This window comes from Mesorhizobium sp. WSM4313 (assembly GCF_002294725.1).
Taxonomy (GTDB): Bacteria; Pseudomonadota; Alphaproteobacteria; order Rhizobiales; family Rhizobiaceae; genus Mesorhizobium.
In genome coordinates this window covers 141848-159158 of sequence record NZ_NSFT01000003.1, presented here as the reverse complement: position 1 = coordinate 159158, position 17311 = coordinate 141848, and the positions used below count along the sequence as shown (strand labels likewise).

At 64.2% G+C, this 17311-nt stretch carries 13 protein-coding genes; 11 read left to right on the top strand and 2 right to left on the bottom strand.

The genetic code is table 11. The features are described 5' to 3' along the window. Window positions 1-112 precede the first annotated feature (112 nt). Complete coding sequence (locus tag CK219_RS08580; protein ID WP_095766341.1) at window positions 113-751, top strand: 2-dehydro-3-deoxy-phosphogluconate aldolase; 639 nt, start codon at window positions 113-115, stop codon at window positions 749-751. A gap of 72 nt (window positions 752-823) precedes the next feature. Here the strand turns inward: CK219_RS08580 and CK219_RS08575 are convergent, their stop codons facing one another. Continuing rightward, window positions 824-2680 carry a DUF882 domain-containing protein gene (locus CK219_RS08575; protein ID WP_095766340.1) on the bottom strand — a complete coding sequence of 619 codons (1857 nt, stop codon included), beginning with the start codon at window positions 2678-2680 and terminating at the stop codon, window positions 824-826. A gap of 379 nt (window positions 2681-3059) precedes the next feature. Further along, the gene (locus CK219_RS08570) at window positions 3060-4607 is read right to left on the bottom strand and encodes a sigma-54 dependent transcriptional regulator (protein WP_095766339.1); all 1548 of its coding nucleotides are present in this window, start codon (window positions 4605-4607) and stop codon (window positions 3060-3062) included. A gap of 156 nt (window positions 4608-4763) precedes the next feature. Between CK219_RS08570 and CK219_RS08565 the strand changes: the two genes are divergently transcribed. The 10 genes from CK219_RS08565 (at window position 4764) to CK219_RS08520 (ending at window position 17306) form a co-directional block, all read left to right on the top strand. Further along, entirely contained in the window at window positions 4764-6602 is a 1839-nt protein-coding gene (locus tag CK219_RS08565; protein ID WP_176476968.1) for a M3 family oligoendopeptidase, read from the top strand. A gap of 353 nt (window positions 6603-6955) precedes the next feature. Next, window positions 6956-7660 carry a proton-conducting membrane transporter gene (locus tag CK219_RS08560; RefSeq protein ID WP_095766338.1) on the top strand — a complete coding sequence of 235 codons (705 nt, stop codon included), beginning with the start codon at window positions 6956-6958 and terminating at the stop codon, window positions 7658-7660. Window positions 7661-7812: 152 nt separating this feature from the next. Beyond that, the gene (locus tag CK219_RS08555; protein ID WP_095766337.1) at window positions 7813-8958 is read left to right on the top strand and encodes an aminodeoxychorismate synthase component I; all 1146 of its coding nucleotides are present in this window, start codon (window positions 7813-7815) and stop codon (window positions 8956-8958) included. Further along, on the top strand, window positions 8907-9569 hold the full coding sequence (locus CK219_RS08550; RefSeq protein ID WP_095766336.1) for an aminotransferase class IV family protein: 663 nt from the start codon (window positions 8907-8909) through the stop codon (window positions 9567-9569). The genes CK219_RS08555 and CK219_RS08550 overlap by 52 nt, the downstream gene beginning before the upstream one ends. Window positions 9570-9608: 39 nt before the next feature. Continuing rightward, window positions 9609-10544 carry a DUF3445 domain-containing protein gene (locus CK219_RS08545; protein ID WP_095766335.1) on the top strand — a complete coding sequence of 312 codons (936 nt, stop codon included), beginning with the start codon at window positions 9609-9611 and terminating at the stop codon, window positions 10542-10544. 132 nt (window positions 10545-10676) lie between these two features. Next, window positions 10677-12122 (top strand): homospermidine synthase, encoded by a 1446-nt coding sequence (locus CK219_RS08540; protein ID WP_095766334.1) that lies wholly within the window; start codon window positions 10677-10679, stop codon window positions 12120-12122. A gap of 188 nt (window positions 12123-12310) precedes the next feature. Further along, window positions 12311-12685 carry a hypothetical protein gene (locus tag CK219_RS08535; RefSeq protein WP_095766333.1) on the top strand — a complete coding sequence of 125 codons (375 nt, stop codon included), beginning with the start codon at window positions 12311-12313 and terminating at the stop codon, window positions 12683-12685. Window positions 12686-12875: 190 nt separating this feature from the next. After that, window positions 12876-15011, top strand: coding sequence for a bifunctional UDP-sugar hydrolase/5'-nucleotidase (locus CK219_RS08530; RefSeq protein ID WP_095766332.1), 2136 nt, complete (start codon window positions 12876-12878; stop codon window positions 15009-15011). Between the two features lie 144 nt (window positions 15012-15155). Next, entirely contained in the window at window positions 15156-16220 is a 1065-nt protein-coding gene (gene hemH, locus CK219_RS08525) for a ferrochelatase (RefSeq protein ID WP_095766331.1), read from the top strand. Between the two features lie 135 nt (window positions 16221-16355). Further along, window positions 16356-17306 carry an SPFH domain-containing protein gene (locus CK219_RS08520; RefSeq protein ID WP_095766330.1) on the top strand — a complete coding sequence of 317 codons (951 nt, stop codon included), beginning with the start codon at window positions 16356-16358 and terminating at the stop codon, window positions 17304-17306. Window positions 17307-17311 lie beyond the last annotated feature (5 nt).

Below are 17311 nucleotides of genomic sequence, written 5' to 3'. Positions count from 1 at the left end.
AAGTTCACGCGGCGCACGACCCGTTGCGCGGCATAGCGACACGCTGGGCTCCGTGGACTTGAGCGAACCCTTCTGCTAATCGGTTTAAAACGATCGAATTGGAGACCAGCACATGACCAGCAAGACCGAAAAGCTCCTGTCGCTCCTCAATGGTCAGCCGGTCATCCCGGTGCTCAAGATTGCCAATGTCGCCGATGCGGTGCCGCTCGCCCGCGCTTTGTCGCGCGGCGGCTTGCGGGCCATCGAGATCACGCTGCGCACCGCCGGCGCGCTGGAGGCGATCCGCCGCGTCGCGGCCGAGGTTGAGGACGCGGTTGTCGGCGCCGGCACCATTCTCGATGCCAGGCAGTTCGATGAAGCGGCCGCCGCCGGCTCGAAATTCATCGTCAGCCCAGGCATCACCAGCCAGCTTCTCGACGCTGCCAAGGACAGCCAGGTGCCGCTTTTGCCCGGCGCCATCACGCCCGGCGAGATCATGGCCGCCCGCGAAGCCGGCCTGCGCTTCCTGAAATTTTTCCCGGCCGAGCAGTCCGGCGGCATCGCTTCGCTGAAAGCCTTCGCCTCGCCGCTGGCCGACGTGAAATTCTGCCCGACCGGCGGCATCACGGCCAAGAACGCCGCCGACTATCTGAGCCTGCCGAACGTCGTCTGCGTCGGCGGCTCCTGGGTCGCGCCCGACGATCTCATCAAGGCCGGCAAGTGGGACGAGATCGAAGCGCTGGCGCGTGAGGCAAGCAAGCTCAAGAAGTAATCGGTCCGCCGCCATAAAGCAAAAGCCGCGCTGGCGGGCCAACGCGGCTTTTCAGCGGCCACGCTGGCTCGCCTATTTCGTCTGGAAACGCGCGACCGAGAGGAACTTCACCGCGTTGCCCGTGAACCGGCTTGCGTCCGGCACCCCGCCATCCGCCTGGAAGCCGGCCGTATACACTTCGCTCGGCGGCGTATGCACGATGTTGTAGGCATAGCGCGGCGCTGTCGTCGGGTCGGATACCGTGGCAATGTTGACGCCGCTGCCCAGCGCCCAGCGCGCGGCTTGCGGCGGCGTCGCCACCACCATGGCCTTGGGCCCGGGCTTCAGATCGTGGGCAGACGCCCTGGCTTCCTTGGCCGTCGTCTTCACGCCGGCGCCAATTGCCTGCGCCGGATCGCTCCCGGCCGGGAGCGCGGCAATGGCCTGGCGCGGCGAGGCCGCATCGACGCCCGACGGGTCGTTGAACGCGGAGCGCGGCTCCGGCTCGGTCAGCGACGCAAGCTGATATTCGGCGACGCCGACGCCATCGGCCTCGACGGTGGCATTGGCCTGTTCGAGGACGGCTTTGACCTCGTCCTGCTTGCCGGGCTGCGGCCGGGCGGTCGGCAGCACGGAGAACGCGTCGGTCGCGCTCTTGTCCTGCGAAGCGGTTTCGGCCAGCGCCAGAAGCACGCTCTTGTCCTTCGGCGCCAGATCGGCCGGCGTCGCCGAGCGGTCGGGACGCCAGGTTGGCAGCGGGATGTTGTTGACCGCTACCTGGGCCGGATCGGTGCTCGCGGCCTCGGCGGCGCTGGCCGTGGCGAACGGAACCTTGTCCGGCACCGGCGCCTGCGCAGTCGAAACCGCCTGCTCCGTCGTCGCCGAGGCATCCGCCATGGCGAACGGCACGTTCTGCGGCGTCTGCTGGCCGACATCAACCTTCGGACGCGGCGCGAAATCGGGCAGCGGGATTTCCTTGGGCGGCAGGGCGGCGATGATCGTCTCCGGCGTATCCTGCTGTTGCTCGTCGGCGCCGTCATCCGCGATCTGCGGGATGCTGGCGCGCTTGGCATCCTTCGGCGAAACAATCGCGATGCCCGGAAGATTGCTGTCGCGTGCCGTGGCAGCAGTAGCGACCTGAACCTGCTTCACGGCTTTCCGCTGGGGCGCCGGGGCACTTTCGTCGGCGGCGTCGTCGGCCTCGTCGGCACCGCCGCCGAACAAGGCCGCAAGCAGGCCGCCGGAGCGCTTGGTCGAGCCGCCGGCGCTGGCCAGTTCGATGTTCGGGGTGCCGGCCCCCTTGCGGGCCTGATACGCTGCCACTGCTTGCTCATAGCCGGGCAGCGGGCGTCCGTCGCTCGGCACATGCAGCGTCTTGCCGTTGGGGAACAGGCTGACCAGTTCCTGGCGGCTGATGCCCGGCCAATGGCGCACGTTGCCGACATCCATATGCACGAAGGGCGAACCGGAAGTCGGGTAATAGCCGACGCCGCCGCCCTGCATCTTGAGGCCGATGTTGCGCAGTTTCTTCAACGGCACGCCGGGGATGTAGAAATCCATCGCCTTGCCTAGCATGTGCTGGCTCTTCTCGGCGACGCCGCGGCTGCGCGAGCGCAACAGCGCGTTGGTCGACGGCGAGCGATAGCCGCAGACGACCTGGATATAGTCGGTCGCGCCGCTTTCGCGATAGGCTTCCCAGACGAGGTCGAGCAGCCGCGGGTCCATCTTGGTCGGCTCGTTGCGGCGCCAGTCGCGCAGGATGATGTTGATCTTGCGCAGGCCTTCGGGATCGTAGCGACCATTGCGCTTGTAGACGATCTCGGCCTTCTCGTGGGTGTGCAGGTGATAGAGCTTGAGCGTACGAACCTCGGCCCGGGCGCCCGACGTCGCCGCGGACAGAAAACCGACGGCCAAAATCACGAACGCCAGCCACCTCGGCCAGACGCTCATGTGAAAATGCCGCCCGTTGTTGTGTCGTTCGACTTTGTTCAAATCAAATGGCCTTGCAGGCTGCCGTTTGTCCCCGGATTTGACCAAACGGATGCGTCGTTTTCACATCCGAATATCGATCCTAATGGTTAATCATCGTTTATTGAAGCCGAAATGCGGTAACACCGTGGCGATATCCCGTCAAAAATGATGCACAGCATTTCGTGGTAAACCGCTGGTTTATATCAAGAATCCGGCCTCGCCGAGAACACGATCTGTTACCGTTAGCGTTAATGCGTGATCCTCGGCAACGCCAACCGCTGAAAACCCAGCGTTTTCAGGTCAAAAGCGACAATTTGATTCGGATTTTAGGCAGGCAAGCTGGTTCGAGGCTTGCCCCTCATGAGGCAAGCCGGTCGACGCGACCAGCTTCGGGATCAATGCCATATTCCTTCAACTTGCGGTAGAGCGTCGAGCGGCCGATGCCCAATCGCCGGGCGACTTCGCTCATCTGGCCGTTGTAATGGTCGATCGCAAGCTTGATCATCTCGAGCTCGACGTCGGCCAGCGCCCGCACATTGCCGCGCTCATCGAGCGCACGGAGCGTTCCGAAACGCGGCTGCGGCCTGGCTGACGCTTCGCCGTCGGACAAGCCGGCTCCCATTGCATCTGCGACAGTCTCATCCCCTTGCCGAGTCGTGTCCGCAACGGTATCGGCGATGGCGGATGCCGGTTCCGCTCCGAGATTGACCGTTCCTTCCACCTGCGCACGGATCTGCGGGAATTCCTCCTCGGTCAGCACGTCGCCCTCGGCAAGCACCGACGCCCGGAAGACCGCATTCTCCAGCTGGCGGATGTTGCCCGGCCAGTCATAGGCCTGGAGCATCGCAAGCGCCGTGGCCGATATGCCGGCAAGGCGGCGGCGCGGATCGGTCGGAGCGACCTTTTCCATGAAATGCCGGACCAGGTAGGGAATGTCGTCGCGGCGGTCGCGCAGCGGCGGCACGAAGATCGGGTAGACGTTCAGCCGGTAGAACAGGTCCTCGCGGAACTTGCCGTCCTTCACCTGCTGCAGAAGGTTGCGGTGCGTGGCCGAGATCAGCCTTATATCGACCTTGACGGTCGAGCGGCCGCCGACCGGATCGACCTCGCCTTCCTGCACGGCACGCAAAAGCTTGACCTGGACGTCGAGCGGCAGGTCGCCGATCTCGTCGAGGAACAGCGTACCGGAATTCGCCTCGACGAACTTGCCGATGTGCTTGTCCGTTGCGCCGGTGAAGGAGCCCTTCTCATGGCCGAACAGGATCGATTCGACCAGATTGTCGGGGATAGCGCCGCAATTGACGGTGACGAAGGGCTTTGAGCGGCGGTCGCCGCTGCCCTGGATGGCGCGCGCCACCAGTTCCTTGCCGACGCCGGATTCGCCCTCGATCAGGATTGGGATGTTGGAGGCCGCCGCCTTCTGCCCGAGGCGTATCACGCGGTCCATTGCCGGGCTGCGCGTGATCATGTCCTTGAAGGTGAGGTGGCCGCCGCCGCGCCGCCGCGACGCACGCTTCATCTCGTCCTCGACGGCTTCCACCTTGAGCGCGTTGGAGATCGCGGTCTGCAGCCTGTCAGGCGAGGCCGGCTTGACGACGAAGTCGAAGGCGCCGTGCCGCATCGCCGAGACGACGGTTTCGATTCCGCCCTGGGCGGTCTGCACGATGACGGGGATGTTGATGGCGCGCTCGCGCATCGCCTTCAGCACGCCGATGCCGTCGAGGCCGGGCATGACGAGATCGAGAATGACGACCGAGACCTCGCGCGCGTTCGGCCCGTCGAGCACGTCGAGGCCGGCGGCGCCGCTATCCGTGACGATCGCGGTGTGGCCGAACTTGGTCAACGCGGCCTCGACCAGCCTGCGCTGCACCGGATCGTCATCGACTATGAGTATGGAACCTGTCATGACTGTTTGAGTTGTCCGCCCGAGAAAATCCCATGGATCATCTTGGCACAGGGTTCTAAATAAGGTTTCAAAAAACCCGGTGAACGAATTCCTTAGGATTTGACCGGCTTCTCCTTTCCCTTTGATTCTGGCCTTGGTTCAAAGAAGGTATTGTCGATGCGCATGATGTTTGGCCGGCGGCTTGCGGCCCCAGCGTCCGGCCAGGGCGCGGCGGAGCTTGGCGACCTGCCGGAGTGGAATCTCGCCGATCTCTATTCGGGCATGGAAGCGCCCGAGTTGAAGCGCGACATCGCCAAGGCGGCCAGCGACGCCATTGCCTTCGAAGCCCGCTGGAAGGGCACTTTGGCCACCGAGGCCGGGCGCGGCGGCGCCGGCCGGCTTGGCGAGGCGCTGAAAACCTATGAGGCGCTCGAGGAACTGATCGGCCGCATCGTCTCCTATGCCGGGCTCGTCTATGCCGGCAACACCGCCGATCCGCAGCGCGCCAAGCTCTATGGCGACGTCCAGGAAAAGATGACGGACGCCAGCGCCCATCTCCTGTTCTTCGCGCTCGAGCTGAACCTGATCGACGATGCGGCGATCGAGAACGCCTTAGCCGCCGACAAGGACTTCGGCCACTACCGGCCTTGGGTGCTCGACCTCAGGAAGGACAAGCCCTACCAGCTCGAAGATCGCGTCGAGCAGTTGTTCCACGAAAAGTCGGTCACCGGGCGGGGCGCCTGGAACCGCCTGTTCGACGAGACGATGACCGACCTGCGCTTCGACGTCGACGGCGAGGAGCTGACGCTCGAGCCGGCGCTGAACCGACTGCAGGATGCCAATGGCGAGGTGCGGCGCCGTGCTTCCGAGGCGCTCGCGGCGACCTTCCGCAAGAACCTGCGCACCTTCACCCTCATCACCAATACCTTAGCCAAGGATAAGGAAATCTCCGATCGCTGGCGCGGATTCCAGGACATCGCCGACTCGCGCCACCTCGCCAACCGCGTCGAGCGCGACGTCGTCGACGCGCTGGCCGCGGCGGTGCGCGAGGCCTATCCGCGGCTGTCGCATCGCTATTACGCGATGAAGGCGCGCTGGCTCGGCATGGAGGTGATGAACCATTGGGACCGCAACGCGCCGCTGCCGGAGACGCCGCAGGCGGTGATCCGCTGGGACGACGCCAAGGACACGGTGCTTTCCGCCTATCAGCGCTTCTCGCCCGACATGGCCGAGATCGCCCGCGGCTTTTTCGATCGCAGATGGATCGACGCGCCGGTGCGGCCGGGCAAGTCGCCCGGCGCCTTCGCCCATCCGACGGTGCCGTCGGCGCATCCTTATGTGCTGCTGAACTACATGGGCAAGCCGCGCGATGTGATGACGCTAGCGCATGAGCTCGGCCATGGCGTGCACCAGGTGCTGGCCGCCGGCCAGGGCGCGCTGATGGCCTCGACGCCGCTGACGCTGGCCGAGACCGCCTCCGTCTTCGGCGAGATGCTGACCTTCCGTTCGCTGCTCGAGCAGACCGCTGACCGCCGCGAGCGCAAGGCCATGCTTGCCCAGAAGGTCGAGGACATGATCAACACCGTCGTGCGCCAGATCGCCTTCTACGAGTTTGAGCGCAAGGTGCATGCCGAGCGCAAGAACGGCGAGCTGACCTCGGACAGGCTCGGCGAATTCTGGCTGGAGGTGCAGGCCGAGAGCCTGGGGCCGGCGATCAAGCTGCGCGAGGGCTACGAGGTCTTCTGGACCTACATCCCGCACTTCATCCACTCGCCTTTCTACGTCTATGCCTATGCCTTCGGCGATTGCCTGGTGAATTCGCTCTACGCCGTCTACCAGAATGCCGAGCGCGGATTTCAGGAGAAGTATTTCGAGATGCTGCGCGCCGGCGGCACGAAGCATCATTCGGAGCTTCTGGCGCCCTTCGGCCTCGACGCCACCGATCCCGCTTTCTGGCAGATCGGCCTTGGCGTGATTGGTTCGCTGATCGACGAGTTGGAAGCGCTCGAGAGGTGAACAGCAACGAAGGGCGCATCGGCAGCTATAGTTTAGCCAAGACGCATATTAGCAAGAATCTATTCTTGCCCTAAATAGCTGTTCTTGAATAACTCTCCGGCGCATTTTTCAACTGGCTTTCGACAAGCCATATGATAGCGTCCGGCCTCAAGCTCAGCCGGATGCATCGCGCAGGCCAGAGATGGCTGGTCGCGCCGCCACGGCGAATGCGATGACGGCCGTCGGCTTCGGACAAGGCCAACGCCGATGGCTCGATTGAAGCCGGCGATTGCGCCGATCACGGAACCTTTGACGATCCCTGGCGTGAGCTCGCCTTTCCGGGCCTCGGCCGACAGATCGGACTGGAGAGGGAAATGAGCACTTTTTTCTACATGCTCCTGGCGTTCGTTGTGGGTATCCTGGTCGGCTGGTTCATCTGGGGCCGTCTGCGCGGCGAGCTCGACAGCGTGCGTGGCGATCTCGACCGCACGCGGAGCGAGCGCGACAGGCTGCGCGCCGACAGCGATCGGTTGAAGGGCGAGCTCGACGCCAGCGGCCGTGCCCGCGCCGATCTCGAAAGCCGGCTACGTGATACGCCTTCCGCCAAGGCCGGCGCCGACAAGGCCGCCACGCCGGCGCCGTCGGCGCTGATGCCGACGACATCGGCGACGGCAAAGGCCGGGCCCGCAAAGCCCGCCGCTGCAAAGAAGCCGGCCGCAACGAAGACTGCAGCGGCACCGAAGCCGGCGGCCAAAGCCGCCGCGCCGAAGAAGGCGGCAGCGCCCGCGGCAAAGAAGGCGGCAGCGCCGCAGGCCGCGTCCGGCAAGGCAGACAATCTGCGCCGCCTCATCGGCATCGGGCCGGTCAATGAAAGGCTGCTCAAAGGCCAAGGCGTCACCACCTACGCCCAGATCGCCGCCTGGACCGCCGCCGACGTCAAACGCATCGAGGAGGTGCTCAATTTCGACGGCCGCATCGCGCGTGAAAAGTGGATCGAGCAGGCAAAATTGCTGGCTTCGGGCAACGAGGCCGAATTCGCCAGCCAGTTCCCGACGGCCGGAACCGCAAGCAACAGCTGAACAATCCGCTTGTTGAAGCAAGGCGGCGTCCTCACGGGCGCCGTCTTTGTTTTGGCCCAGCCGCCTTTGCGGCGCGCGACGCCGTTCCCTCGATTGCGCCACGCCGAACCCCCATATAGAGCGGTCGGCTGAATTGTCCGCATCCGAGGCTCATGTCCCTGCCCGCAGCCATTTTCCGCAACGACGCGACCGCTCGTCAGCTGGTCTTCGACCGGCCGGATGAGATCATCGTCGCGCACGAGGCTGAAGAGTTCGGGCCTGCGCTTGAAAGGGCCCAGGCCGCCTCCGACTCCGGCAAATGGCTGGCGGGCTATTTCTCCTACGAAGCAGGTTACCTGCTCGAGCCGAAACTGGTGCCGCTGCTGCCCGATGGCCGCCGCGCGCCGTTGGTTTGCCTCGGCGTATTCGATGCGCCGGACGAGGAGGAGGTCCCGCAGTCACGGGCGTCAGCCAGCAATGGTCCAATCTTCGATGCCCGCGCAGCCTGGTCGGCCGAGGACTATGCTGGCCGTTTCGCGCGCCTTCACAACCACATCCGCAAGGGCGATTGCTATCAGGGCAACCTCACCTTTCCGGTCCGTGCGCAGTGGTCCGGAGATTCGCTTGCGGCCTTCGACGCGCTCACCGAACGCCAGCCGGTGAAATACGGCGCGCTGGTCTCGCTCGGCGATCCGATCGTCCTGTCGCGCTCGCCCGAACTGTTCTTCGAGATCGATGCCGACGGCATGATCGAGACGCATCCGATGAAAGGCACCGCGCCGCGCGGCGCGACCAAGGCCGAAGACGCCCGGCTGAAGGCCTTCCTTCGCAACGACGAGAAGAACCAGGCCGAGAACCGGATGATCGTCGACCTTCTGCGCAACGATATCTCGCTGATCAGCCAAGTCGGCACGCTCGACGTGCCGGAACTGTTCCGCATCGAGACCTATCCGACGGTGCACCAGATGGTCAGCCGCGTGCGGGCGCGGCTTTTGCCCGACATCGGCATCCGCCAGGTCTTCGCCGCGCTCTTCCCCTGCGGCTCGATCACCGGCGCGCCGAAAATCCGCGCCATGGAAATCCTGTACGAGCTGGAAGACGCGCCGCGAGACGTCTATTGCGGCGCCATCGGCTGGATCGCGCCGGGTGGCAGGATGCGCTTTTCGGTGGCGATCCGCACCATCTCGCTCTTTGCCGACGGCGAGGCCGTCTACAATGTCGGCGGCGGCGTCGTCTTCGATTCCACCGCCGAGGAGGAGTATCGGGAGTGCCTGTTGAAAGCTCGCTTCGCGACGGGAACGGTGCCGGCTTCGAGCTGATCGAGACCATGCGCTGGGAGCCGGCCACAGGCTTTCTGCGCTTCGAGCGCCACCTTGCGAGGCTCTATGCGTCCGCCGCTGAACTCGGCTTCACCTGCGATCCGGCGCGGATCGGTGAGGTGCTTTCGAATACCGTCGGCGGACAGGGAGTTGCCTTGCGCGTGCGCCTCGCCCTGCAGCGCAATGGCGAAGCGGCAGCCGCCGCTCAAGCCTATGAACCGCTGCCCGCCGACAAGGTCTGGCGGCTGCAGCTGGCGCGCATCCGTCTCGATTCAGCCAACACGCTGCTGCGCCACAAGACAAGCCTGCGCCAGGTCTACACGCAGGCGCGCAGCGAATATCTCGCGACCCGCGCCGACGAAGTGCTTTTGGCCAACGAGCGCGGCGAGCTCTGCGAGGGCACGATCACCAATCTCTTCGCCGATTTCGGCGACGGCCCGCTTGTCACGCCTCGCCTCGACTGCGGCCTTTTGCCTGGAATATTGCGCGGCGCGCTTCTGGACGAAGGCCGCGCCGTGGAAGCGATCTACAGCTTCGACGATCTGAAGGCGGCGAAGGCGATCTTCGTCGGTAACTCGCTGCGCGGGCTGATTCCGGCGCGACTCGGCTGACCGTGCTGGAGACATAAACTGGATAACACCCAAACAGGCATGACCATTCGCCAGCCGACGCACACGCCCTATGACGGGTCTTCGAAACTCTTCACCATCGGGCTGAAGCCGCTCGACTTCGACCGCTGGATCGAGGTCGATGAATTGCTGCTGCCGCATCTGGCCGAGAAGCAACGGCTCTATGCGGAAATCCCGGAAAAGGTCTTTGTCGAGGAAGACCACACAAGCGAGGCTCAGCGCGAAGTGCTGGACCTGCTCGTCGCGCATCTCGAAGCCGCGCATCCCGGCACGTATCGTCGCAACGGAGAGGTTGTCGAGCCGATCGGTTTCGAGACGGCAAGCGACAGGCTGCCTCCTGCCCTGCGCGAGGCGCCGCTGGCTAAGGCTTCGCTGCTCGTCCAGGAAGACCTGATCCTGATGCGCCGCGACGAACGCGGCTGGCGACTCGCCGCCGGCTCGCTCTGCTTCCCTTCGTCTTGGTCGCTGCAGGAAAAATTCGGCAAGCCATTGCAGGAGATTCACAAACCGGTGCCTGGATTCGGACCCGGCACGCGGCCGGCCGAGCTCATCAACCGCATGTTCGACGGCCTGCAGGGCCAGGCGGTCGAGCGCTTCAACTGGTCGATCCAGGCCGGCGATGCGCTCTATCATCCGCTCTCCAATGTCGAACGCATCGACCGCGCCACGAACCGCCCGGGCCGCTTCGCCGACGGCGATGTCGACGTCCACGCCTTCATCCGCGTCGAACGCCAGACGCTGCGCAAGCTTCCCCTGTCGCGCGACATCCTCTTCACCATCCGCATCCATCTCGATCCGCTCAAGCTGCTCGTTCGCCATCCTGACCGGGCAGCCCTCGCCGTCTCCTTCGCGGAGCAGCTCCTGGCCCTCGATCAGCAACAACTCGACTATAAGGGCCTGACCGCGGACCGCGACCGGCTTGTCGAATTCCTCAGCGGCATGGCCTGCACGCCTTAACCAAGGTGCCAGCCGGGCCTGGCCGGCGGTTGGTGCTTTTCGCTGGTTTATGACAATGATCTGTGGTTGTAGCGCTTGGCCGTCGGGCAAAAGGCCCCGGTTTTGCGCGTGTTTGAAGGAGTGTGCGAAAAAATGGCGAACGAAAACTGGCCCGTTTACGGTGAAATCACCGGCCCTGTCGTGATGATCGGCTTCGGCTCGATCGGACGGGGAACGCTGCCGCTGATCGAGCGCCATTTCAAGTTCGACAAGTCGCGCATGACGGTTATCGACCCGCGCGACACCGACCGCAAGCTGCTCGACGAGCGCGGCATCGCCTTCATGCAGGACGCGGTGACCGAGAAGAATTACAAGAAGCTGCTGACGCCGCTTCTGACCAATGGCGGCGGCCAGGGCTTTTGCGTCAACCTGTCGGTCGACACCGGCTCGGTGGACCTGATGAAATTGTGCCGCAAGCTCGGCGTGCTCTACATCGACACCGTCGTCGAGCCGTGGCTCGGCTTCTATTTCGACACCGAGGCCGATAATGCCAGCCGCACCAACTATGCGCTGCGCGAGGCGATGATCAAGGAAAAGCAAGACAAGCCCGGCGGCCCGACGGCGGTCTCCACCTGCGGCGCCAATCCTGGCATGGTCTCGTGGTTCGTCAAGAAGGCGCTGGTCAACCTCGCCACCGATCTCGGTCTCGAGTTTTCCGAGCCCGCGCAGGAGGATCGCGAGGCCTGGGCCAGGCTGATGAAGAAGGCCGGCGTCAAGGGCATCCATATCGCCGAGCGCGACACCCAGCGCACGAAGAAGCCGAAGCCGATGAACGTGTTCTGGAACACCTGGTCGGTCGAAGGCTTCATCTCGGAGGGCCTGCAGCCGGCCGAGCTCGGCTGGGGCACGCATGAAAACTGGATGCCTAAGAACGGCAAGAAGCACAAGCACGGCTCCAAAGCGGCGATCTATCTGGAACAGCCCGGCGCCAACACGCGCGTGCGCAGCTGGTGCCCGACGCCCGGCGCGCAATACGGCCTGCTGGTGACGCATAACGAGTCGATCTCGATCGCCGACTTCTTCACCGTGCGCTCGAAAAAGGGCAAGGTCCAGTATCGCCCGACCTGCCACTACGCCTACCATCCTTGCAACGACGCCATGCTGTCGCTGGACGAGATGTTCGGCGCCGCCGGCAAGTCGCAGCCCGTCCACCACGTGCTCGACGAGAACGAATTGGTCGACGGCGTCGACGAGCTCGGCGTGCTGCTCTACGGCCACGACAAGAACGCCTACTGGTATGGATCGCAGCTGTCGCTGGCCGAGGCGCGTAAGCTCGCCCCCTATCAGAACGCAACCGGCCTGCAGGTCACCTCGGCTGTGCTCGCCGGCATGGTCTGGGCGCTGGAGAACCCGACCGCCGGCATCGTCGAGGCCGACGAGATGGACTACCGGCGCTGCCTCGAAGTGCAACTTCCCTATCTCGGCCCGGTCAGGGGCTACTACACCGACTGGACGCCGCTGGATAACCGGCCGGGTCTCTTCCCCGAGGACCTGGACAAGGACGACCCGTGGCAGTTCCGCAACATTCTGGTCCGATAGCAGCCGGACCTACCAGAGCAATTCGAGGAAAAGTGTGAAACGGTTTTCCGTCCGGATTTGCGTGAAAACAAGGGGATAGAGCGGCTCGCCGTTTCCGCGAAACGGTGGAGACGCTCTCCCTCTGCGCCTTGCAATCGCCCGGAAATCGGGCGATTGAGTATCGGCGGACTGAGGAGAGGATTTTCAAAATGACCATTGCGCGCAAACTGCTTTCGGCAGGCGCCGCGGCAAGCCTTCTGGCTGCGGCCGCCTGCACCACCACCGGCCCCGCGGACCAGCCTTCGATGGCGGCGCCGAAGGGCGTCGAGGGCAACTGGATCGACGCCAAGGGCACCGGCCTGTCGACCTTCGCGGCCGGCAGCTTCACCACCGTCGCCACCGACACCGGCCAGAAACTGTCGGAAGGCAGCTACACCATGACCGGAGCGACCTCGGTCGAGATCCACGGCACCTCGCTGATCCGCCAGACGCCGGTCAGCTTCAACTGCCTGATGGTCTCCATCAGCCAACTCAATTGCACCAGCGCCAGCGGCCAGAATTTCGTGCTGACGCGCCGGGCTTGAGCGTTCGCAAATCGTCAGCCGACAGGGCCGGCGGCGCAAGCCGCCGTCCTTTTTTGTGCCGGCAAACATCTCCCTGATTTGTGCTTGCATCGACCGGAACCCGATGTGAACATGACCGGAGCTGACTGTTATTTTCCAGTCAAGCGAGGGCGCTAAGCATATTCGAAGTCAGCTTATCCGGGAGACGAAGATGAAGAAGATTGCCGCGATCCTAGCCCTGTCGGCATCGGCGCTCGGCCTGTCGGCAGGCGCGTCTTTTGCCGACTACACGCTGAACATCCTGCATTTCAACGATTGGCATAGCCGCATCGAAGGTAACAACAAATACGAGTCGACCTGCTCCGCCGACGAGGAGACCAAGGGCGAATGCATCGGCGGCGCCGGCCGGCTGATCACGGCGATCGCTCAGGAGCGCAAGAAGCTCGAAGGCCAGAACCTGCTGCTGCTCAATGCCGGCGACAGCTTCCAGGGATCGCTGTTCTACATCACCTACAAGGGTGCGGCGGAAGAGGAATTCCTCAATCAGATCAAGCCCGACGCGGTAACGCTCGGCAACCACGAGTTCGACGACGGCGAGACTGCGCTGGTTCCCTATCTCGACAAGGCGAAATTCCCGATCGTCAGCGCCAATGTCGTGCCCAACGACAAGTCCGGCGCCAAGGACAAGATCAAGCCTTCGATCGTCGTCGAGGTCGGTGGCCAGAAGATCGGCATCGTCGGCGCCGTCACCAACGACACGCCGGAACTCGCCTCGCCCGGCCCGAACATCGCCATCGCCGACGATGTCAAGTCGATCACGGCCGAGGTCGAGAAGCTCAAGGCACAAGGCATCAACAAGATCATCGCGGTCACCCATATCGGCTACAGGCGCGAGCGCGACGTCATAGCGAAAATCCCGGGTGTCGACGTGGTGGTCGGCGGCCACAGCCACACCCTTCTGTCGAACACCGATCCGAAGGCCGAGGGACCGTACCCGACGATGGTCGACAACCCCGACGGTTACAAGGTGCCGGTGGTGCAGGCGGCGTCCTATTCGAAATATCTCGGCGAGTTCAAGGTCGTGTTCGACGACAACGGCGTCGTCAAGGAGGCGAGCGGCGCGCCGATCTATCTCGACAAGTCGATCACCCCCGATCCCGCCGTTCTTGCCCGCATCAAGGAGCTCGGCGCGCCGATCGAGGCGCTGAAGAACAAAGAGGTGGCCGAGACCACCAAGGCCATCGACGGCAGCCGCGAGAATTGCCGCGCGCGCGAATGCGAGATGGGCAATCTCGTCTCCGACGCCATTCTCGACCGCACCAAGGGCCAGGGCGTCGAAATCGTCATCTCCAATGGCGGCGGCCTGCGCGCCTCGATCGACCAGGGCACAGTGACTATGGGCGAGGTGCTGACCGTGCTGCCGTTCCAGAACACGCTGGCCACTTTCAAGATCTCGGGCAAGGACCTGGTCGCGGGCCTTGAAAACGGCCTCAGCCAGATCGAGGACGGCGCCGGCCGCTTCCCGCAGGTTGCCGGCATCAAATATTCCTTCGACAGATCCGTCGCGCCCAATGCCGGCCGCGTCAAATCCGTCGAGGTGATGGAGAACGGCGCCTGGACGCCGATCAGCCCGGACAAGCGGTACCTCGTCGCCACCAACAACTACGTCCGCCAGGGCGGCGACGGCTACAAGGTTTTCGCCGACAAGGCGACCGACGCCTATGACTACGGCCCCGGCCTGGAGCAGGTGGTGGCCGACTATCTCGGCGCCCACCGTCCCTATACGCCCAAGCTCGACGGCCGCATCACCGAGCTTGCGGCAACGGCGACGGCGGCCGAGCCGGCCAAGCCTGCGGAATCGGCAAAGCCTGCCGAGACCGCCCCCGCCACCCAGGCGCCTGCGGCCGGGGCAGCAAAACCAGCCGAGACTGCGCCGGCAAACAGCGAGCCGGCGATGCCGGCTCCGCCTTCCGGTTCCAGCGACATTGCCGGCACGCCGCCGGCGGTTTCTACTGAAACCGCTCCGGCCGCGCCCACCGAGACCGCGAAGCCGGCCGAGACCGCGCCCGCGGCGCCGGCCGCGGAACCGGCAAAGCCCGCCGAGACCGCCCCGGCAACGCCTGCTCCCGCAGCCGAGCCGGCCAAGCCGGCGCAGGCAACGCAGCCCGAAGCGAAACCGGCCGAGACCAGCCACACCATCGCCGCCGGCGATACCTATTGGGACCTGGCCAAGAAAGCCTATGGCGACGCAACCAAGTGGAAGCTCATCTCCGAAGCCAACAAGGACTTTAAGCCGCGGCGCCTGCCGCTCGGCGCGACGCTGACCATTCCGCCGGCCGCGAAGTAACGCCTGGGCCGGGACTGATCGCACCCGTCCGGGCAACCGGGCGGGTGTTCCTTTTTGAGGTCCTGACGCGATAAGGTGCGGCCAGACGCGGCATTGAAACCCGGCAGGGCATCGCTAGTTTCGCGGCGCTACCGGAGACTGTCGATGACCCTTGCCAACCCCACCGATGCCAAAGCCGCAAAGGCCGTCGGCCTGCCGCCGGCGCATGCCGCGCCGGTCAGGCCGGGCAAGATCGGCATCATGCTGGTCAATCTCGGCACGCCCGACGGCACAGATTTCAGGCCGATGTGGCGCTACCTGCGCGAATTCCTCTCCGATCCGCGCGTCATCGAGCTCAACAAGGCGATCTGGTATCCGATCCTGTATGGACTGGTGCTGACGACCCGGCCGAAGAAATCCGGCGCCAACTACGCCCGTATCTGGAACCGGGAGATGAACGAGTCGCCGCTGCGCACTTTCACCCGCGCTCAAGGCCAGAAGCTGGCCGCCGCACTTGCCGACCTGCCCGATGTGGTGGTCGACTGGGCGATGCGCTACGGCAATCCCTCGACGGCAAGCGTCACTCAGAAGCTGGTCGACCAGGGCTGCGACCGCATCCTCACCTTTCCGCTCTATCCGCAATATTCGGCGACGACGACGGCGACCGCCAACGACCAGTTGTTCCGCGCGCTGATGAAGATCAGGCGCGCGCCGGCGATCCGCAGCGTGCCGCCCTATTATGACGAACCGGTCTATATCGACGCGCTTGCGCGTTCGATCGAGCAGCACCTGGCGACCCTCGACTTCGTGCCGGAGGTCGTGATCGCCTCCTATCACGGCATCCCCAAGCCCTATTCCGACAAGGGCGATCCATACCGGGCGCATTGCCTGGAGACCACGCGGCTGCTGCGGGCAAGGCTCGGCTGGGACGAGAACAAGCTCATCACCACCTTCCAGTCGCGTTTCGGCGCGCAGGAATGGCTGCAGCCTTACACCGACGTCACCGTCGAGAAACTGGCCAAGGACGGCGTGAAATCGATCGCCATCGTCAATCCGGGCTTCTCCGTCGACTGCATCGAGACGCTGGACGAGATCGGCCGCGAGGCGGCCGAAACCTTCCATCACGCCGGCGGCGAGAATTTTGCGCACATCCCCTGCCTCAACGACAGCGCCGAGGGCATGGCGGTCATCGAAGCGCTGGCCCGGCGCGAGCTTTCCGGCTGGGTGTGACCGGTTTCACCGACAGGCTCGAAACCGGTGCGCAAAAGCCTTCGCTAACCAATATTCCCGATCACCTGATTGTAACGCTGCGGAAACACACTTAAGTGATTCCGTGAGGTCGCCGCCTTTTGAGGGAGAAACGAAATGGGCTTCAGCGGTTTCGATATTGCCATCATTGTTCTTGTCTTCCTGGTCATCATCCTTCTTTTCAAAGGCATCAAGACGGTGCCGCAAGGTTATAATTACACGGTGGAACGCTTCGGCCGGTACACCAAGACGCTGACGCCTGGCCTGAACATTATTAACCCCATCTTCGAGCGCGTCGGCGCCAAGATGAATATGATGGAGCAGGTGCTCGACGTGCCGACGCAGGAGATCATCACCCGCGACAACGCCATCGTCGGTGTCGACGGCATCGCCTTCTACCAGATCCTCAATGCCGCGCAGGCCGCTTATCAGGTGGCCGGGCTGCAGAACGCCATTCTCAACCTGACCATGACCAACATCCGTACCGTCATGGGCTCGATGGACCTCGACGAATTGCTGTCCAATCGCGACGCCATCAACGAGCGCCTGTTGCGCGTCGTCGACGAGGCGGCGCATCCGTGGGGCATCAAGATCACCCGCGTCGAGATCAAGGACATCAATCCGCCGGCCAATCTGATCGAATCTATGGGCCGCCAGATGACGGCCGAGCGCAACAAGCGCGCCCAGATCCTGGCCGCCGAAGGCCTCAAGCAGTCGCAGATCCTCGAGGCCGAGGGCCGCAGGGAAGCAGCCTTCCGCGACGCCGAGGCGCGCGAGCGCTCGGCCGAAGCGGAGGCCAAGGCGACGCAGGTCGTGTCGGAAGCCATCGCCAAGGGCGACGTCCAGGCGCTCAACTACTTCATCGCCCAGAAATACACCGAGGCGTTGACCAGGATCGGCTCGGCCACGAACAGCAAGGTGGTGCTGATGCCGCTTGAAGCCTCGTCGCTGATCGGAACGCTCGGCGGCATCGGCGAGATCGCCAAGGAAGTTTTCAGGAGTGAAGGTACGGCCGGCGCGCAGCGGCAGGCCGCACGCCCGCCGCTGGTTCGGCCGAACGAAAACTGAGATCA